Here is a 19,166-nt window from a genome sequence, read left to right on the forward strand (position 1 = left end):
CCCCATGCGTGACAGGCATGTATTCTAACCAACTGAACTACCAAACCCACTGCTTATTGTGACTGCAAAAATACAACAGAACTTTGATTCTACAAGGTTTTTTGTGCTTTTTAAACAAAGAATATCATTATGTTTTTAATGGCTTGATTTCTATCAAAGTAGAAAACCAAAAGCTATTTAAATCAAAAAAGCTATCCACAAAAGTGGAAAGCTTTTCATTGGTCTAACTACTAAACCGAGCTACGAGTTACAAAGTCGCAGCAAACAACACAACTAATTTTAGATACCGTATTTGGGCAAAAAAGCCTCTCTGTTAAGAAAGGCTTCTCCCAATATTGCGGTCTGGACGGGACTCGAACCCGCGACCCCATGCGTGACAGGCATGTATTCTAACCAACTGAACTACCAAACCTCTGCGTTATTGCGGTTGCAAAGATAGTACAGATTTTCGTTTCTGCAAATGTTTTAATAAAAAAAATGAATATAATTTAAAAATACTAGCCAAAGTTTTGTTTCTCAACTAAATATGTCGTCAATATTTTTTCGAAATTATCTCCAACATTCACCGGAACGTATTTAATTTGGTTCTTGGCACAGGTTAAAGCCAGTTTTTTAAAGTATTCCCCTGCCCTTTTTTCATATTCTTCTTTTACATTACCGGCAAAAACAGAAACTTCTTCGCCCGATTCTAAGTCGATAAATTTTCTTGGAGTGTTATCAAAGTCAAATTTTAACTCTGTTTCATGATCGACCACATGAAACAAAACCACTTTGTGTTTGTTGTGTTTTAAATGCTGTAGTGCATTAAACAGCTTTTCATCGTCTTCCGACTGAAACATATCGGTAAACAAAATAATCATCGAACGGCGGTGCATTTTCTCCGCAATCTGATGCAGGTAGGTAATGGTATCAGTCGTTTTTTTAACTTTTGGTTCCACTAAAAGCTGTTCTAATTTATTGAGCAGCATTCTGTGATGGCGATCACTTCCTTTTTCGGGAGCATAATATTCGTAACTGTCCGAGAAAACGCTTAAACCAACAGCATCCCGCTGTTTCTTTAAGATATTCATTAAAACTGCCGATGCCAAAACCGCAAATCCAATCTTTTTTTCGTAAAAAGGCTGATTCGGTTTGAGTTCCGGATAATGCATCGAAGACGAATTATCAACTATCAGATGGCAGCGTAAATTGGTTTCTTCCTCAAAACGCTTCGTGTACAAACGATCCGTTTTGGCGAATAATTTCCAGTCGATATGTTTGGTGCTTTCTCCGGCATTGTAGACTTTATGTTCGGCAAATTCAGCCGAAAAGCCATGAAACGGACTCTTGTGCATTCCGGATATAAAACCTTCCACAACTTGATTCGCCAGCATTTCAAGATGCTGAAAACTGGAGACTTTCTCTATTTCCGATTCGATTTTCATTCGGTTTCTTTTTTTATATTTTGTGCTTTAAAAAGCAAATCTGTAGCCTGGAATAATTTTCTCTTCAGAATGGGACTAAAATTAGGGTTTTCTTTTAAGAAACGCTGTACTTCATCATAAGCATATTTAGACGAATACCTTCCAATCGTATTGTTTAGCCAGTCTTTCGGGAAGAAAATATCTCCGGTTCGCTGGATTTCATCTGTTAAATCTAACGAAAACCGTATATATTGCTGAGCACTTTCCTGACGCAACGGATGATGAATATTTGATAATCCAACAGAAACCCATGATTCTTTTTCGCGATTTTTATCTTCTTTCAAAGATTCCATAAAAGCAAAACGAACCGATTCGTCTTTTGATAATGACGGCAACAGAAACTCAAATCGCTTTTGTTTGTCCGGATTTGAAATGGCAGTTTTGGCTTTTTGTAAAATTTCATCTGCTTTTTCATGTTTGAAGATTGCCAGATTCATTGCAATATTAGTATAATCGTCTTCGTTTAATTTTAAATTCGGAATCACGACTTCTTTATTCCAGATTTGATATAATTTGGCTTTTGCCGAATCTGAATAGGCGATTGAACTGAATAAATTGAATAAAGTCTTTTTAATATTTGCAGATAAGTTGGTTTTTAAGCGTTCAAATAAAATATCTTCGAGTTGTTTTTGAACTTTAATTTGTTGTGTTTCTGTAAAAAATCTCCAGAAAATCACATTCAGATTGTTAGAAGCAATTCTTAAAACCAATTCATTTTCTTCTGTTTGAATTCCTTTCAAAAAACAATCAAATGCATTCTCAGGAGAAATATTTCCAATTAACATATTTTCATAAAGGTTGCTGTATGAAGAAGCCCTTGCCACCTCATCTTTCAAACTTGAAATAGTATTTAAATTATTCCCGTCAAGCGGAAAAACACCGTATCCAAAACCGTTATAATTGTAAATAATAGTATTCGGCTTTTCAAGTCCTACAGCTTCTTTTAAAAGCAGCTTTTTATCTTTTATATTGACATTTAAAATCTTCACAGTATCGGCATAAACCAATCCAAACTGAAAAGCCTGAGGCCAGATATTTCCTGATTTGTCTTCTGCATTCTGCTCAATTTCAAACTTCCTGATTTGGTTTTGGGAATCGTATTCTATTTTATCCGAAAAAATAGCCCTACCTGACTTGTTGACCCAAACCTTGCTCCATTTCTGCATATCCAAAGGCGTTTCGGCATCCAGAATTTCTACCAGATTATTCCAGTCGGCATTGTCGTTGGCGTATTTTTTAATGTATTTTTCGATTCCTTTCTGAAAAGCTTCCTTTCCCATTGAAGCTTCCAGCTGACGCATCATAATTGGGGCTTTGTTATAAATTATACTTCCGTAAAGCGAACCGGCATCTTTCAAATTATCAAGATTCTGTTTAATCGGATGAGTTCCCAATGAGCGATCTTCCGCGTAAGCGTTGGCATAATGCGCACTAAAAAACTGAAGATTATGATTGACTTTCGGGAAAATCGGATTCATGATTTTGTCGGCCATAAAATTGGCAAATACTTCTTTCATCCACACATCATCGAACCATTTCATCGTCACCAGATCGCCAAACCACATGTGAGATGTTTCATGAGCAATGAGTTTTGCACGATCTAATTTTTCGCTGTCTGTGGCGCTGTTATCCAAAAACAAAGTAGATTCACGGTACTGAATAGCGCCGACATGCTCCATTCCGCCATACTGAAAACCCGGAATTGAAGCAAAATCCAGCTTTTGAAACGGGAATTTATAATTGGTATATTTTACCAGAAAATCTAAAGACTGCTGATGAAGTTTAAAAATAGTATCGGTACTGACTTGCAGCTTTTCAGGATTATTTTCGCGGTACAACATCGTCATTTCCAAACCCGGATTTTGGGTAACGCTTTTAAATTTTCCGGAGACGAAAGAAAATAAATAGGTGCTCATTTTGTCTGATTCTCCAAAAGTGTAAGATGCGAAATCACCTTTTTCAACTTTCTCTTTAACATCGGCTCCAGCCAAAACCGACCATTCTTTTGGAACTTTCAAAGTTAGTTTATAAGTGGCTTTGATATTCGGCTGATCAAAACAAGGAAACAGAGTACTGGCGCGATCGGGAACTAATAAAGTATAGAGAAAATCGTCATTACGATTTAGAGATAAATTCCCTGCAACGAATGAGATTTCGATTTTATTTTTACCTAAAACCAAAGCCGCCGGAGCTATTAAAATATGCCCCTGTTCATGAATGATAACCGCTTCATTTTCCCCGTTAACAAACAATGATTTTATGTTTTCTGATTTCTCTTTAAAATCTAAAACCAGCGGTTCACTTAAATCAGATAAAGTTAGATTTAAAATCAGCTTTGCGTTTATGTCTTTTTGTTTTTCAGCTGGAATTTCAAAAGACAATGCGTAATTAACATTAGAAATTTGTTTTTTTCTATAGCGAGCTACCATTTCTGAAACTCCTTTATCAACAAAAAATCTTTCTTGTTTTGATTGTGAGAAACTATTAGAAATAAATACAAAATAAACTAGAAAGCCGAAGAAAATTTTCATTTTTAGAGGAATGTAAGATTCGTTAAAAATAAAAAAAAGGATTGGTTTTAAAAGCCATGATGCTATAAATAAAAAAAGGTTTGACTTTCGCCAAACCTTTTAACATCTAATCAAATATATATAAAATTAACAAACTTAAATATCGATTTTAGAAATGTAACTAACGGTTTTCCATGTTTTAAAAGGATATTTCTTCAGTTTTAGGTAATTACATTTATACTACAAAAATAAAAATTCTCCCTGCTCCAGCAACTTCATTGTTTAAACCTCTAAAACCCGTCATGACTAAGGCTTTATTTTTAATAAGTTGATAGCTATATTTTTCACCCGAGTTTAAGGTATAAGTACCATTAAAAACATTGCCATTCATATACCAGCTACCGGTTGCAATCACCGTATTTCCTTCCATGACTTCTAATACACCATTGGCTTTAAGATTCCAAACAAAAGCGGTAACAGTTCCTGATAGTTCACCCTGCGTTAGTTGACCGTCCCAGCGTTGTAACATGTTTTCCGGATATTCTTTATGAACAGTCTGGTCATCATCGTTACTGCAGGAAAATGCAAAAGAGAGTAATAGAACGAGTGCCGAAATCATTTTTAATTTTTTCATCTTTTATAATTTAAGAAGTCCATGCAAGTACTTTATCAATAATAATTGGAATCCATGGATTTGAGGTTGCATGGCCACTGCAACTGTTATCTGTTAATCCAAAACTTTTGGTTTTTACAGTTGCATTAGTAATGTTTTGGACAAGACTTTGCCCGTAATGCGTCCCAAAGGGTTCGCCATTGCATGCAAAAGCTAAAACAGGTGCCTTTTGGTTTTGCGCTGTGTCTAAAGCAGAAGATCCCATTACGGCAATTATACCTTTAATGTCTGTGATACTGCTTCCCCAGGCATTTTGTGACAACAGACAATTAGCACTATAAGAACTTCCTCCAAAAATTAGTTTCGTTCTGCTAAGACCTAATTCCGCTATTAATGCATTGCCTACATTATTAAAATCTTCCACCAGCATAAGTGTATTAGCATTAAAATTTTCAAAATTATTTCCGACAAACGGCTGATCCCGATATTGAACAATAGCACACACAAAACCTTTTGCTGCTAAACTCTTGCTTAAGTCTATCAGATAGGGGTCGTTGATATTGCCCGGTGTCGGATTTTGGGGATCATTTCCGGAACCTAAAATAACAATACCTTTAATGGGAAGATTTTTGGGGGCGAAGTAATTAGTAGGTAAAGAAGATATGGTTTTTTGAGAATTTTCTATTTCTGCAGTAGAGTCAGTGGGTACTCTAGTTGTATTCTCGTCTTTGTTGCACGAAATTATAAATAAACACAACAATAAGGTGCCACCTAATTTAAAAACCAGTTTTTTCATTTTTAAGATTTTGGAAGGTTAATTGGACCATTTAATAAAATAAATTTTAAAATTATTTCACAAAAATAGCTTTCGCATAAGAAGCAATTGTGGCATCAGTAACCAAGTCTGTTCTAACCTGGTTTTTATAATATACTGCATAATTTTTATTGCCGGATTTTAAAGTTCCACACACATAATTATCTACGCCGGAAATAGCAATGTCTTCTGGCATGACATTTTCTAAAGGATTTGGGGAATTGATTACACTTCCATTTTTCCAAATCCTGATTTGGCTTGTCGAATTGACAGAATTATCATATCCTAAAATATAAATATCAGACCCTTCTGAAACTATCCTTTTTGCTTCATAACTACCTTCTTCAATGATCAAATTAGAAGTTAACACATTATTTTTCCAACATTTCGCTTTATAATTAATCCTGCCAACTGCATATACATCACTGCCTACTACTAAAATATCATTTACAGCAGCATTAGTTTGACCATTTGTTAAATTTACTGCAACACCATTTTTCCAAAATTTCGCCCAGGATTCTGTGCCGTTTCCTTTAAAACCTGATACGTAAACATCATTACCTGAAATGTGTATGCTTGTGGGAACATCAGTAGAATAATTAGTATTAGCGGATTCTAAATTGGTGGCAATTCCATTTTTCCACACCTTTGCAATTGTAATGCTCGTTTTAGAATCATATTGCGTCCCCCCTACATATACATCATTACCAACTACTGCAATTGCAATTGCTTCTTCATCTTTTAAACCATCTGAAAGATCTGTCGCCACTCCATTTTTCCAAAATTTTGCTATTTTTTTTGCAGTAATTTGTTCATATCCAACAGCATAAACATCATTGCCAGCCACTGTGATATCGTTTATATCTGAAAAAGTGGTACCACTTGTTAAATAGCTGGCAACGCCATTTTTCCAAATTGTGGCCACCCATTTATAATTACTGTTTACAATATGACCTCCTATATAAACATCTTGTAAAGTTGATTGTGAATCGTCATCACTTTTACTACACGATACAAACGACATTGAAATTGCAAAAAGTCCAATCACTAAAATTGAAATTGTTGATTGAATTGTTTTCATAAAATTGTTTTAAAAATTAGTATTCCAAAAAAATAAAAAGAGGATAAAGATCATATTAAACTGACTTAAATGTTTTCATAGCTCAATATCAAATTTAGACTGATTTCTTTTTCTAAAAACTTTTCAATACACGGACAACATTATTAAAGGACAGATAACACCTTTTTAATAAAAAATATTAAATTTGTTTTAAATCAATACTTTAGAATGAAAAAATATACTTGTATAATAGTCGACGACGTTGAAATTGACCGGTTAATGATACAATTGTATTTGAATAGATTTTCTAATTTTGAACTGATCGGTGCTTTTTCAACAGCTCAGCAGGCTATTGAAGTTTTAGAAAAAACTAATGTCGATATACTCTTTTTAGATATTGATCTGCCCAATAGCAGCGGCATTGAAATTAGGAAAAAGGCACTAGAAGTTCCGGTTTGTATCTTTATAACTTCACATCCTGATTACGCATTAGAAAGTTTTGAGCTCGAAACCCTGGATTATATTATAAAGCCCCTAAATTTTGACCGTTTTTCAAAAACTATAAAACGTATTGATGAGTATCTGGAATTAAAAAACAAAGCCTCTCTTTTTGAAGCAACTATTGGTGGTGGTTCGATTTACATAAAAGAAAGTAATGCTGAAACGAAAATAAATTTATCGGATGTATTATATTTAGAAGCACTAAAAAACTATACGATAATCAACACATCAGATAAAAAATTCCGTGTTTTACAAAATATCGGCCATTTATTAAAAGACAAAAACTTTCAATCGTTTGTAAGGATTCATAGAAGTTTTGCTGTTCAAAAACATTTTATAGAAAAAATCACCTCTCAGGAAATAATTTTAAAAAATAATTTTTCTGTTCCGGTTGGAAGAATTTATAAAGACAATCTAAACGAAATTTTATGAAGAACCATCTAATTCTGATTGTAATTCTCTTTATTGGATGTGTATCATTTGCTCAAAAAAAAATGGGTCAGGCGCGAATTGATTCTTTACAAAACGTGAGTATAACAATGAAACCTGACAGTTTACAAGTAAAAATATTACTTGATATTGCTATAAGTTATATTTCTGTGACTCCAAAAAAAGCATATAAATATGGAAATCATGCATTAATGTTATCAAAAAAGTTGCAATGGAATGAAGGAATTGCGAATTCTTTACATGCAATTGCTATGATCCACTATTATGATGGCAATTATCAAACTTCTATTAGGTATATAAACCAATCCTTAACATACACAAAAAAGCCAGTTCAAGTGGTTTCTTCTATGCTACTAGCAGGTGAAAGCTACTATAAATTAGCTAATTACATAAAGGCTTTAGAAGTAGTAAATAAAAGTATTTTAATTTGTAAGGAAAAAAATCTTAAAAAAAGTGAAATAGATTGTTATGTTACGCTTGGAAATATACAAACTGAATTGAAAGAATATGATAAAGGAATTAATGCTTATCTTAAAGCATCAGAAATTGCAAAAAGTATAAACGAGGATGGAACACTTTATATATGTTATGTGAATATTGGCAATGCTTACACAGAATTAAAAAGATTTAATACAGCAATTTATTTTAATCAAAAAGCATTAAATCTGAGTATAAAAAATAAAAATTATTTAGATGTTTCCGATGTATACTATCACATGGGAAAAAATTATAATAGTAAAAAGGATTTTGAAAAAGCACTTATTAACTTTAAAAAGGCTTTAAAAATAAATATTAATCAAAAAGACAACTTTAATACACCTTATTGTAATGCAGGAGTTGGTGAATCTTATTTTGGTTTAAAAAACTTTAAATTAGCAAAGCTTTATTTGAATAAAGCTGTTGATAGTAATGTTAAAAATAATACAGAACTTGCATTAGAAAGCAATTATACAATTCTTGGGAAAATATTTCTTGAAGAAAGTAGTAATAATGGAGATGTAAACTTATTAAAACAAGCCGAAAATTATTTTTATAAGTCAATTGAAATAGATAGTAAATTAAATTTAATACCTAAAAAGTTAGAAAATTATAAATTTTTAGCGAAAACTCAATATTTGTTGGGGAAATATAAAAACGCTTATGAATTGCAAGCGAAACATATTTTATTAAATGATTCCCTTTATAATTTAAAGAATAAAGAAACCATAAAAAACCTCGAAGACAAGAGAGAGATAATGTTGCGGGACAAGCAAATTCAAATTAATAAAATTGCTTTAGAGGCCAAAGAAAAACAAAAATGGTTTTTGCTTTCTGGTATAGCACTTTTGGCCATTATTGGAAGCTTACTATTTTATCAAAACAAAAATCGAAACAAAACCAACCAAAAACTACAAGTTTTAAACACCAATTTAGACCAGGCCAATAAAACTAAAATACAGCTTTTGAACATTTTAAACCACGATTTGCGAAGTCCTGTAAACAGTTTTATACACTATATTCAGTTTCAAAAAGAAAGCCCTGAGGTTTTAGACCCGGAAACCAAAAGCCGAATTGAAAATGCTACTTTATCCTCCGCTAAAAACTTATTAAATTCGATGGAAAATATTTTGACATGGACTAAGGATCAAATGGAGAATTTTAAACCACAACTCAAAAATGTTGCCGTAGACTCTTTATTTAATGACACGAAAAAACATTTTTCAAACGAAAAAAACATCAAAATTATTTTTGAAAATCCAGAGAACCTGCAGCTCAATACCGATGAAAATTATCTCAAAACCATCATCCGGAACTTAACAGGAAACGCTATAAAAGCATTGGACGAAACCCAAAACCCTGTAATCATTTGGAAAGCCTGGCAGGAAAAGGGACAAAATTATTTATCTGTTCAGGACAATGGTCCGGGAGCCGACCAGGAACAATTTAAAGCATTATATGATGAAAAGGAAGTGGTTGGTATTGAATCGGGATTAGGTTTACACCTTATCAGGGATTTGGCAAAAGCCATTAATTGTACAATTGAAGTAACGACTGTTTTAAATGAGGGGACTACTTTTAAATTGATTTTATAACAAAAAAGGTTTGACATTTGCCAAACCTTTTTTAAAACTAAATTGAAACTGCTTACTTATTTAAATTGAAAACTTTAATATGCTGTAATAGATTTGGTTCTCTCTTTAAATTAAATTTTTGTTTTTGTTCCTGCCAGCTCAAATGGAAAATCCAGTTTAGAATTGCCCTCCTTAACGGCGCTCCACATACTACTGGATTTTTTTCATAATAATTAAATTTAATTTTTATAAAGCGTGAATTCACCTGAAACGATTCCTTCTTTTTGGAAGTCTTCAGCGTTATAAATTGTACTTGGCTGTAGTTTAATATTTTTAAAAGTGCATTTAATTTCATTACCGTTAACCGTAAACTTTAATTTTCCAGATGTAGCCTGCGGATCCCAAACATTCATTTTGTTGTTGGGCAATGCTTCCATAAAACTTACCGAAACTTCATTTTCAGGTTTTTTATCTGAGGTATAATCTTTCGATTTTATTACATATTCTTTTCCATTTTCAGGATAGTCTTCAGTATTAAAGTCTATCGTTAGAGCTTTCGCCGGATTGGTCTTGTCCTTCACTACGATTATTAATGAGCCCATGGTTATTACACCACCGCAAACACCATCGGTTATAATTTCTTTTCCGTTGCATTTTAAGATTACTTTTCCTGTGCCTTCTTTCGCAATAATTGTGTTTTCTGTAACTTCTGTAAGTTCCTCATTTGTTGTGCTTGTCCCTTCATTTTTACAGGAGATCATGCTTAATATTCCAATTAAAAGAATTAATTTTTTCATTTTTAATCGATTATTTTTTGTAGAAAGTCAGTGTTCCTGTCAGTGCGCCATTATTAGCAAAAGCACCTGTATTTCCATTAGTAAAAGCACCGCTATTGGTTTGAGGATATAACGCTATACCGGAAAGATTGGCGGTTACTTTTTTGCCTTCTACCACCAATGTTAATTTTCCTGAAGTGTCTTTTGAACTCCATTCAATCAATTTACTACCGGATATTTCACTAATATTCATCGTGATATGGGCAGGATCAGTATCAGAATCATCTTCAACCAAAGTGTAGGTGGTGGTTGCATCAGGCAATTCTGAAATATTAAAGAAAGAAGAGAATGTTCTCAGATTATTATCGGATTGGTTGGCTCCGATATAATTAACTCCGCCGATTACGGCCCAGCCACAAGGTCCGACAACTTTGAATTCCTGTCCGCCAGCTGTTAAAACGATATTGGCTTCTCCAGCGCCACCGGATGTTTCGGATGAATTGTCATCATCTCCTCCGCACGAAACAAAAAGAAGTGTAACCAGACAAGTAAACAAGCAAACTAATTTATTGGTTATTTTCATTTTGAAATTGTATTTTTTAGTTTTCATAATTTTTAGGGTTATTAGGTTATTGTTAAGCAAAGATGTATAACTATTACAGCTTAAAAAACCACTAATAGACGAACGACATTTTAAATAGACAAAGACTTCAAAACAAAAAAAGGACTGACTTTCGCCAAACCTTTTTTGCTTACTAAATCAAATTATCCAAAAATATTTTACTCTGTCTGTTGAAATTTAAATGTCATATCGCCTGCATAATAGGTATCACGAGCGTTTGTAGGAAAAACAGGAACGCCATCTTCAGCCTGAATATAAGCATATCCGGTGATTGTTATATTTCCTGCAACTATTGGATAAACCGCAGCCGTTCCATCTGTTTTTGTTCTATTGTACCAGTCGTTGCTGTTTATAGTAAAAAAGTATTCTTTATCTTTTGTAAGAGTAATTGCTGTAATTACTTTTTCTACGGTAACGTTGGCAGTAGGTATTGGCACACTTTCTGTTTTTATAACTGTTTTAGTTGCGGCGTCCCATATTGTTATTTTTAAATTTGTATTTACATCCGGGATTTTTACAATTAAAGCATTTATTTTTCCTGTTACTTTTGGTTTAAAGCTAAATCCATATTCGTAAAATGCACTATTTTTTACTTCTACTGATTTCTGATTAAACCCAGAAGCTGCCAGATAAAGATCCACAGGGTTTTCTTCACTAAAAGTTACTCCTGGTTTGTCATCATCACTACTGCAGGAAACAGCAAAAATTGAAATTGTTAAAAGGAAAAAAAGGTTTTTTAAAGTTTTCATAATAATTTATTTTGTTTTATTAATTTATTTTGTTCTGAAATTAGGGTGCAATATTAAAAAGCTTGCAAACTTGTTCATAGCTCATTTTACTATAATCCAACTTATTTACATTTTTTTTACCAGTAACATTAGTACCGCCTGGAATAAGCACATAACGCCATTTAAGTGATGCTGTAACAGGAGTAGGTGTAGTTCCGTCCAGAAGGAACTTATATATTGTAATTTGACCTAACTCAGGCCAAAAATTATGGATAAATACTTTGCTACCTGTGGATTCAATAAGGGGAAGCGGCATATTACTAAATTTGCCACTAGAAAGGGATTGCATATAAATCAAAACTACTCCTTTGTTTAAAATTTCTTGTGTTAATTCAGGAGCAGAAATTATGAAGGTAGAACCAAGTACTCCATTAAAAGTTTCACTTTTAGTAGTGCCTGTTAAAGCCCAGTCACTAAAAAAAACTACTGGATTTCCATCTATACCGTTTGTTCCGTCTATCCCATCAACTCCAGCTGGTCCTTCGGGTCCATTTGTTCCGTCATCACCGCTGCAGGAAATCAGGAAAATGCCAATTGTTAAAAGTGAAAAAATGGTTTTTAAGGTTTTCATAAATAATTTAATTTTAAAATTTTTAATTGGTTTTATAGTTTGATATATTAATTGTTGTCTTCCAAAAAACTAGTGTTGAATGTTAAAATGCATACAAACCTCTTCATAACTCATTTGAGAATAATCAATTTTTGCTGATTTTGCTGTTGCTGGAACTCCTCCTGGAATTAAAATATAGCGCCAGCTAAGAGATGTTGGAATACTCACTGTTGCGGCCTGATCATGTCTAAATCTGAATAGCTTTATTTTCTTTAAAGAAGAAACAGCGGTTATTGTATTAACAAATCCTCCTGCCGTTGAGGTATAAGGCAGCGAAAAAGTACCGGATCCAAAGGATACGTAAACTAAAATGGTTCCTTTTGCAAGGATGTCTTCTGATAATTCCGGTGCATTAATAGAAGTAGACATTCCAGAAGTATTATCTAGAGTTTCCGCTGCTGCTGCCGGAGCGGTTATCCATGCACTGTAAATAACATTTGCAGTTCCGGTTGCTCCTGTCTGTCCGTCGATTCCGTCAATTCCATCTGTGCCGTCATCACTGCTACACGAAATTGTAGAAATTGCAACTAATAAAATTGAAAAAATGGTTTTAAAAATCTTCATAATAATTTTGGTTTTAATAATTCATTAAATAGTTCATATTTAATTCAATAGCGTTATTTTTGTAAAATTCATAAGATAAAAAATCATTATTTTTATCCCCTGAATTAATTACAGGACAAATTTGCACCAATAAAACAGCTTTGGAAACAGCTAATAGACAGACGACATTTTAAATAGACAGACAACACTAAATCAAAATAAAATGATGAAAAAATACACTTGTATTATTGTTGATGACGATGAAATTGACAGGCTGACGGTACTTTCGTTTGCTAAAAAATTTCCTGTCCTTGATATTCTTGGTGTATTTGAATCAGCCGAAGAAGCACTTCTAATCATAGAAAAAGAAAAAATCGATATTTTGTTTCTGGATATTGATATGCCGGGTTTAAACGGAATCGAGTTCAGAAAAAACGCGCTCGAAATTCCGGTTTGTATATTTATTACGGCGCATCCTGAACACGCTGTTGAAAGTTTTCAGATTGAAACCCTTGATTTTATCGTAAAACCATTAAAACTGGATCGATTTTCACAAACCATGAGCCGTATTGAGGAGTTTATGGAAATAAAACTCAAAGCTTCACTGTTTGAAGCCAGTATTGGAGGCGACACCATTTATATTAAGGAAGGCCACGAACAGACCAAAGTAAAATTGCACGAAATCCTATATCTCGAAGCATTAAAAGATTATACGCTGGTTATTACCGATAAAAAAAGACATTGTGTTTTATCGAGCATCGGAAATCTTTTAAAAGAAGATCACTTTCAGTCTTTCATCCGGATTCACAGAAGTTATGCCGTTCAGAAGCAATTTATCCAAAAAATAAATTCGACAGAAATTCTTTTAAACAATAACATTACTATTCCGGTTGGAAGAAGCTACAAAGACAATCTAAACCTGATCTAATGAGGAAAGTTGTTTTTCTATTTGTGTTTTTTATCAACGTCTCTGTTTTTGCCCAGCAGGAACCCAATTTATCACGATATAAAACGACCAAGGAAAAACTAAAAGTATGGTTACAATATACTTCCGAAGTTTTAAATACAGAAGATTATCCGAAACTTATAATTGCAGCGCAAAAAGGCATTGCACTTTCTAAAAATCATCCTGCCTATAAATCCAGATTTTATTTCTTAAAAGGAAATGCTTACGAATTCAATAATAATCAGAACAAAAATGCAATGGTCAATTATGAGCTTGCATTACATTATGCCAAAAAAGCCAGACACCTTAAAAACGAAACATCTTCTTTGATGCGTCTTAATTATATTTACTATGCGCTTCATGAAACATCAAAAAGTAAAGATCTGATTAAGTATGTAAAAAAGGTTGTGGATACTACAAAAAGCACTTATTCTAAGGCGTATCTTAATGGAAGTATAGCCGAATATTATTTAAACAATGCCAAGTATGAAATCTTTATTGATTATCAATTAAAAGCAATTACTTATAAAAAATTACTTCCAAAGAATACTATTGAAACTGAAAATATCGGGATTTCATACAGTCAGATTGCTGCCGCTTATACCAAAATGAAGCAATACAACAAAGCAATTGAATACTTAAATGAAGCAAAACCATATGTAAAACAATCTCCGTATGTAAGTGCGTTTATATGCAACTATTATCTACAATGTTTTGTTCCTTTAAATCAACCCGACAGCATTCAAAAATATTACCGTTTAATTTACACCTACCCTTCCGTAAAAGATTCGCTTTTTCTTAATTTGAGTTTTGCCAATCGAAGCATGTCAGATTATTATATTAATCAAGGAAAGACAGCAGCAGCCTATCATTACGCCCAAAAAGCGATTTTGTTTGGAAAAAAATCAACGGACGAAGACATTATAATGGAGGCTAATACAGTAATGGGAAGGGTATTATATGAAAAAGGCGAGTACAAAAAAGCAATTGAAACCCTGACACTGGCATCAAAAAATGCCTTAAAATATGACAAGGAATCCTATGTCATGATCAATAAAAAACTATCACAAAGCTATTCAGCTCTGGGAAACTGGAAAGAAGCGTTTCGCTATAATGAAATCTACAGCAAAAGCAATGACGAAATGATGCAGGAATCTGCCAAGCAAAGTATTGCCAATGCCGAAGCCCATTACCAAAACAAAACAAAAGGTCAGCGAATAAAGAATCTGTCGACACAAAACACCATCAAAAACATTCAGATTAACGATGCACGAAAACAGCGTGTTTATTTGATTTCAGGACTTGTATTGGTTTTCATAATTGGATTATTATTATTCCGACAAAGTCAGATCCGTAAAAAAAACAATCAGAATTTACAGGTTCTAAATCAGGAACTTGACGAAGCCAATAAAATAAAAGCACGATTTTTCAGCATTCTGAATCATGATTTGCGAAGTCCGGTTTCTAATTTAATTCACTTTTTACATCTTCAGAAAGAAAATCCGGAATTGATTGATGAAGCGGCTGCCTTACGAATGCAGACCAAAGTTATTACCGGAGCTGAAAATTTATTATCCTCTATGGAAGATATTTTGCTGTGGAGCAAAGGCCAGATGGAAAACTTTACACCTCATCCTCAAAAAGTGACTATTGAAGTTTTATTTGAAGAAACCGAAAAGCATTTTTCGAGTAATGAAAACATTCAGCTTTCATTCGAAAATACGGAAAACATTATTTTGAATACCGATGAAAATTACCTGAAAACCATCATCCGAAACCTCACCGGAAATGCCATAAAAGCACTGGAAAAAACGGAAAACGGAAAAATAATCTGGAAAGCCTGGCAGGAAAACAACCAAACTTATTTGTCTATTACCGATAATGGACCGGGTGGAAGTCAGGAAAAATTCAAAGCCCTTTACGACGATTCAGAAGTAATCGGAATCAAATCAGGATTAGGATTGCACCTGATTCGTGATTTAGCAACAGCCATAAATTGTAAAATAGAAGTCTGCTCAAAATCTGGATTAGGAACTACATTTACAATAATTTTCCAATAAAAAATATTTTTAAACACATAAAATCATAGATTTTGTAAACTCAAAAAGTCATTTCATTTGTTTGAAAACACATAGCTATCTGTTTTGATGCAGAAGTGAAAACGCCTTTTATTCTCAAAGAAGAGCTATGTCTCTATGTGTTTAAAAACTTTAATGTATGTGCAATAAAAAAGGCCTGACTTTCGCCAGACCTTTTCATTTATTATTGAGATTGCTTCGTTCCTCGCAATGAAAAGATTACAACAAAGCGTCCAAACTATCTGCGTAGGTTTGTTTAGGAGCAACTCCTACTTGTTTTCCTACAACTTCACCGTTATGGAAAACCAAAACAGTAGGGATGTTACGAACACCATATTTTGCAGCAAATTCCTGATTGGCATCCACATCTACTTTTCCAACAACTACTTTTCCTGCATATTCAGTACTTAGTTCGTCAATGATTGGACCCACCATTCTACAAGGACCGCACCATGCTGCCCAAAAATCTACCATTACAGGTTTATCTGATTTCAAAACTACTTCATCAAAAGTAGCATCTGTTATTGCTAATGCCATAATATCTTATTTTTAAATTATCGTCTGAAGATTAACTCTCCAACTAAAGTACAAATTTAAAAATTAAAAACCAATCAAACACCATTCGCAAATTAGTTTTCACTATAAAAGTATTGTCAATATTTATATTAGCGCAGAGGGTTTATTTTTCAACACATTAACGCAAAAGCCATTGTTTTTGCCTTATCTTTAATTTACCTCAAAATGTATCTGATGCCATTATTTTTACATGATCTCAAAAGTTTCTTCCAGTCTGCGCGTTTTAAAAAATACGCCAGACGCTTTGGCTTTTTCATTTTGGGATGTATTGCATTCATTCTTTTCGCTTCCGGGGCTTTGTCCCTTTACTTTAGCAGAAACAAACCGGAAATTATAGCCAAAATCAACACTAAGATCAACGAAAACATCAACGGTAAATTCCATGTTGGTGATTTTCATTACAAGTTTCTAACCGGTTTTCCCAACTTTACCTTAGCCCTGAAAAACGTCGAACTCAAGGATAATAAATGGGCGGTTCACCAACATACGTTACTAAAAGCAGCCGAAATCGAAGTCCGTTTGGGTATTTGGAGTTTACTGCAAAACGAAATCAACATCCATAAAATCCTGATCAACGACGCAGAAATTTATCTGTACAAAGCCGAAGACGGCTATTCGAATGCGGACATTTTCAAACCCAAAAAGAAAAAATCTACCGACACTAAGTCTGAAAACGAAACGACAATTGACCAAATCGACCTCAACAGCGTACATTTTATTCTGGACAACCGCATCGGACATAAATTATTCGATTTTGATATTGTCAGTTTAAAATCGAAAGTAGATTTTGACGGAGACGACTGGCAAACCGACTTGTTTCTCAAAACCAACATCAAAAATCTCGCTTTTAATACCGTTCTCGGCAGTTTTGCGCAGGAAAAAGAACTCAAAGGAAATTTTGCCATTTCCTATTCGTCCGAAAAAGAAAAGATAAGTGTCGAAACCGAAAATTTAAAAATCGGAACGGATTCTTTTGATATAATTGCTTTTTTTAATTTGGATAATTCCCTTTTCGGAATCAATATTTCCACTTCTATATTGTGGAAAAACGCTTCCAATTTATTATCCCGAAACATCAGTTCGCAGCTTGACCGTTTCAATCTCAAAAAAGAAATTGACGTGAATTGCGATATCAAAGGCGATTTTAATGATCAGGGCGATCCGAAGATTGTAGTTCAGGCCGAAATCAGCAACAACGAACTCACCATTCCTGACGGATTAATCACCGATTGTAATTTCAAAGGCACTTTTACCAATAATTTCAGGCCAAAAGACGGTTTCAACGATGCCAACTCGGCTGTAATTCTGACGCGTTTTTCAGGAAAGTATCAAAATATTCCGCTTACGATTCCACAAGCTGTCATCAGTAATTTTAAAAAACCGCTGGCAACCGGCATCGTAAATTCTGATTTTAATATTCAGAACCTCAACGAAATGAGCAACGACAAATGGATTCATTTTTCAAGCGGACATGCAACAGCCAATCTGAAATTTCAGTTTAATATCGTCAATCTGTACATTACCAAACCGAGATTTACCGGAAATGTAAAAGTGACGGATGCCTCTTTCGATTATATTCCGAAAAATGTTCATGCCGAAAAAACCAACATCGAGCTAAATTTTACCGAAAAAGCGTTAATCATCAACCAAATCACCTACAAACATCAAAACAATCGCATTCTTATAGACGGAAAAATCGACAATTTCCTGAGCCTGTATTACGACGCGCCCGAAAAAATGGTCGTGAACTGGAATATTTATTGTCCCAATCTCGATGTCAAACAATTTATGGGGATTTTAAAAACGTCGAAATCGAAGAAGTCCGCTCAAAAACCACCCAAAAATGTCAATTTTTCGAACCAGATGAAATCGGCAATCGAAAAATGTACCGTTGTTTTAAACCTCAAAGCAGACAAACTCAATTACGGAAAACTAACGGCCACCAACACCACTGCCACCATCCAGATGATCGACTCCAGATTATTCCTGAAAAACGGCAAAGTGCAGACTTCCGGCGGCAACGTCACCTTTAGCGGCACGATTGAACCCAGGGGAAACCAATATACTTTCCGATCCAATGCGCAGATAAACCGTGTTGATATTGCCAGTTTTTTGCGTTCGTTCAACAATTTCCAGATTCAGTCTTTCAATCCTAATAATATTGAAGGAAAGCTCAGTTCAAACGCCAATGTTACCGGATTAATCAGCAGCAAAGGCGAACTTATTACCAATTCCATGACCGGAAAACTCAGTTTTAATGTCACTCAGGGCGTATTGCAAAATTTTGATCCCATTGTCAGGGTCGGTAAATTTGCTTTTCCGTTTCGCGATGTCAAAAACATTACTTTCAGCGATTTGTCCGGCAACGTAAATTTGCGTGGAGAGCAAATCGATGTCCATAACCTAACCATTAGTTCCAGTGTTTTAAACTTCGATATCGAAGGCATTTATTCCTTTGGACGTGGCACCAATTTAGCGCTCACCGTCCCGCTCCGAAACTCCAAAAACGACATCAACCTCGCCAGTGAGGCCGAACGTGACGCCGTTCGCGACCGCGGAATCATTCTGCACCTGTTAGCCGTAGACGACGATGGAAAAATAAAAATCAAGTGGGGAAAGAGGGATAAGTAGTTTCCCAATTTTCAGGAGCTGTTCCTGCTCTCCGCTGTATCTTTTATGCCGAACACCGGCACAAAAGGATGCCGCTTCGATCCTACCGTGTGGACACAAATATAATTTTGCTATTTTTATTTCAGAAACAATTA

General features: G+C 34.1%; 16 protein-coding genes and 1 tRNA gene. 5 read left to right on the forward strand and 12 right to left on the reverse strand.

Annotated features, from left to right (window positions below; all coding sequences use genetic code 11):
- Nucleotides 1–338 precede the first annotated feature (338 nt).
- From ABI657_RS15995 to ABI657_RS16020, 6 genes are all read right to left on the reverse strand, one after another.
- Nucleotides 339–412: transfer RNA gene (locus ABI657_RS15995), tRNA-Asp, on the reverse strand.
- Nucleotides 413–497: 85 nt separating this feature from the next.
- Nucleotides 498–1,424, reverse strand: a complete 927-nt coding sequence (locus ABI657_RS16000) for a DUF58 domain-containing protein (protein ID WP_348098273.1) — start codon at nucleotides 1,422–1,424, stop codon at nucleotides 498–500.
- Complete coding sequence (locus tag ABI657_RS16005; protein WP_348098274.1) at nucleotides 1,421–3,994, reverse strand: M1 family aminopeptidase; 2,574 nt, start codon at nucleotides 3,992–3,994, stop codon at nucleotides 1,421–1,423. Before ABI657_RS16005 ends, ABI657_RS16000 begins: the two co-directional genes overlap by 4 nt.
- A gap of 214 nt (nucleotides 3,995–4,208) precedes the next feature.
- Nucleotides 4,209–4,607: a hypothetical protein gene (locus ABI657_RS16010; protein ID WP_348098275.1), complete on the reverse strand. Its 399-nt coding sequence runs from the start codon at nucleotides 4,605–4,607 to the stop codon at nucleotides 4,209–4,211.
- Between the two features lie 10 nt (nucleotides 4,608–4,617).
- Nucleotides 4,618–5,382 carry a hypothetical protein gene (locus ABI657_RS16015; RefSeq protein ID WP_348098276.1) on the reverse strand — a complete coding sequence of 255 codons (765 nt, stop codon included), beginning with the start codon at nucleotides 5,380–5,382 and terminating at the stop codon, nucleotides 4,618–4,620.
- Between the two features lie 52 nt (nucleotides 5,383–5,434).
- Nucleotides 5,435–6,481, reverse strand: coding sequence for a hypothetical protein (locus tag ABI657_RS16020; RefSeq protein ID WP_348098277.1), 1,047 nt, complete (start codon nucleotides 6,479–6,481; stop codon nucleotides 5,435–5,437).
- Between the two features lie 207 nt (nucleotides 6,482–6,688).
- Between ABI657_RS16020 and ABI657_RS16025 the strand changes: the two genes are divergently transcribed.
- Nucleotides 6,689–7,393 carry a LytTR family DNA-binding domain-containing protein gene (locus ABI657_RS16025; RefSeq protein ID WP_348098278.1) on the forward strand — a complete coding sequence of 235 codons (705 nt, stop codon included), beginning with the start codon at nucleotides 6,689–6,691 and terminating at the stop codon, nucleotides 7,391–7,393.
- Nucleotides 7,390–9,483, forward strand: coding sequence for a tetratricopeptide repeat-containing sensor histidine kinase (locus tag ABI657_RS16030; protein ID WP_348098279.1), 2,094 nt, complete (start codon nucleotides 7,390–7,392; stop codon nucleotides 9,481–9,483). Before ABI657_RS16025 ends, ABI657_RS16030 begins: the two co-directional genes overlap by 4 nt.
- 218 nt (nucleotides 9,484–9,701) lie before the next feature.
- Here the strand turns inward: ABI657_RS16030 and ABI657_RS16035 are convergent, their stop codons facing one another.
- The 5 genes from ABI657_RS16035 to ABI657_RS16055 form a co-directional block, all read right to left on the reverse strand.
- Nucleotides 9,702–10,259 (reverse strand): hypothetical protein, encoded by a 558-nt coding sequence (locus tag ABI657_RS16035; RefSeq protein WP_348098280.1) that lies wholly within the window; start codon nucleotides 10,257–10,259, stop codon nucleotides 9,702–9,704.
- A 10-nt stretch (nucleotides 10,260–10,269) separates the two neighbouring features.
- Nucleotides 10,270–10,848: a hypothetical protein gene (locus ABI657_RS16040; protein ID WP_348098281.1), complete on the reverse strand. Its 579-nt coding sequence runs from the start codon at nucleotides 10,846–10,848 to the stop codon at nucleotides 10,270–10,272.
- Between the two features lie 170 nt (nucleotides 10,849–11,018).
- Nucleotides 11,019–11,609, reverse strand: coding sequence for a hypothetical protein (locus ABI657_RS16045; RefSeq protein WP_348098282.1), 591 nt, complete (start codon nucleotides 11,607–11,609; stop codon nucleotides 11,019–11,021).
- A 40-nt stretch (nucleotides 11,610–11,649) separates the two neighbouring features.
- Nucleotides 11,650–12,219: a hypothetical protein gene (locus ABI657_RS16050; RefSeq protein WP_348098283.1), complete on the reverse strand. Its 570-nt coding sequence runs from the start codon at nucleotides 12,217–12,219 to the stop codon at nucleotides 11,650–11,652.
- A 69-nt stretch (nucleotides 12,220–12,288) separates the two neighbouring features.
- Entirely contained in the window at nucleotides 12,289–12,822 is a 534-nt protein-coding gene (locus ABI657_RS16055) for a hypothetical protein (RefSeq protein WP_348098284.1), read from the reverse strand.
- 202 nt (nucleotides 12,823–13,024) lie between these two features.
- On the opposite strand from ABI657_RS16055, the gene ABI657_RS16060 reads away from it, so the two are divergent.
- On the forward strand, nucleotides 13,025–13,729 hold the full coding sequence (locus ABI657_RS16060) for a LytTR family DNA-binding domain-containing protein (RefSeq protein ID WP_348098285.1): 705 nt from the start codon (nucleotides 13,025–13,027) through the stop codon (nucleotides 13,727–13,729).
- Complete coding sequence (locus ABI657_RS16065; RefSeq protein WP_348098286.1) at nucleotides 13,729–15,807, forward strand: ATP-binding protein; 2,079 nt, start codon at nucleotides 13,729–13,731, stop codon at nucleotides 15,805–15,807. Before ABI657_RS16060 ends, ABI657_RS16065 begins: the two co-directional genes overlap by 1 nt.
- A gap of 237 nt (nucleotides 15,808–16,044) precedes the next feature.
- On the opposite strand, the gene trxA is transcribed toward ABI657_RS16065, so the two are convergent.
- Complete coding sequence (gene trxA / locus ABI657_RS16070; RefSeq protein ID WP_039113817.1) at nucleotides 16,045–16,362, reverse strand: thioredoxin; 318 nt, start codon at nucleotides 16,360–16,362, stop codon at nucleotides 16,045–16,047.
- Between the two features lie 213 nt (nucleotides 16,363–16,575).
- Between trxA and ABI657_RS16075 the strand changes: the two genes are divergently transcribed.
- Nucleotides 16,576–19,032 carry an AsmA-like C-terminal region-containing protein gene (locus ABI657_RS16075; protein ID WP_348098287.1) on the forward strand — a complete coding sequence of 819 codons (2,457 nt, stop codon included), beginning with the start codon at nucleotides 16,576–16,578 and terminating at the stop codon, nucleotides 19,030–19,032.
- Nucleotides 19,033–19,166: the final 134 nt, after the last annotated feature.

The sequence above is a fragment of the Flavobacterium sp. genome, assembly GCF_039930565.1.
Taxonomy (GTDB): Bacteria; Bacteroidota; Bacteroidia; order Flavobacteriales; family Flavobacteriaceae; genus Flavobacterium.

Bases quoted from the DNA above. Each gene is read 5' to 3' on its own strand.
- ABI657_RS16050 (WP_348098283.1), bottom strand. From the start codon at position 12,219: ATGAAAACCTTAAAAACCATTTTTTCACTTTTAACAATTGGCATTTTC.
- ABI657_RS16000 (WP_348098273.1), bottom strand. From the start codon at position 1,424: ATGAAAATCGAATCGGAAATAGAGAAAGTCTCCAGTTTTCAGCATCTT.
- ABI657_RS16035 (WP_348098280.1), bottom strand. From the start codon at position 10,259: ATGAAAAAATTAATTCTTTTAATTGGAATATTAAGCATGATCTCCTGT.
- trxA (WP_039113817.1), bottom strand. From the start codon at position 16,362: ATGGCATTAGCAATAACAGATGCTACTTTTGATGAAGTAGTTTTGAAA.
- ABI657_RS16075 (WP_348098287.1), top strand. From the start codon at position 16,576: ATGCCATTATTTTTACATGATCTCAAAAGTTTCTTCCAGTCTGCGCGT.
- ABI657_RS16020 (WP_348098277.1), bottom strand. From the start codon at position 6,481: ATGAAAACAATTCAATCAACAATTTCAATTTTAGTGATTGGACTTTTT.
- ABI657_RS16065 (WP_348098286.1), top strand. From the start codon at position 13,729: ATGAGGAAAGTTGTTTTTCTATTTGTGTTTTTTATCAACGTCTCTGTT.
- ABI657_RS16025 (WP_348098278.1), top strand. From the start codon at position 6,689: ATGAAAAAATATACTTGTATAATAGTCGACGACGTTGAAATTGACCGG.
- ABI657_RS16030 (WP_348098279.1), top strand. From the start codon at position 7,390: ATGAAGAACCATCTAATTCTGATTGTAATTCTCTTTATTGGATGTGTA.
- ABI657_RS16060 (WP_348098285.1), top strand. From the start codon at position 13,025: ATGATGAAAAAATACACTTGTATTATTGTTGATGACGATGAAATTGAC.
- ABI657_RS16045 (WP_348098282.1), bottom strand. From the start codon at position 11,609: ATGAAAACTTTAAAAAACCTTTTTTTCCTTTTAACAATTTCAATTTTT.
- ABI657_RS16015 (WP_348098276.1), bottom strand. From the start codon at position 5,382: ATGAAAAAACTGGTTTTTAAATTAGGTGGCACCTTATTGTTGTGTTTA.
- ABI657_RS16055 (WP_348098284.1), bottom strand. From the start codon at position 12,822: ATGAAGATTTTTAAAACCATTTTTTCAATTTTATTAGTTGCAATTTCT.
- ABI657_RS16040 (WP_348098281.1), bottom strand. From the start codon at position 10,848: ATGAAAACTAAAAAATACAATTTCAAAATGAAAATAACCAATAAATTA.
- ABI657_RS16005 (WP_348098274.1), bottom strand. From the start codon at position 3,994: ATGAAAATTTTCTTCGGCTTTCTAGTTTATTTTGTATTTATTTCTAAT.
- ABI657_RS16010 (WP_348098275.1), bottom strand. From the start codon at position 4,607: ATGAAAAAATTAAAAATGATTTCGGCACTCGTTCTATTACTCTCTTTT.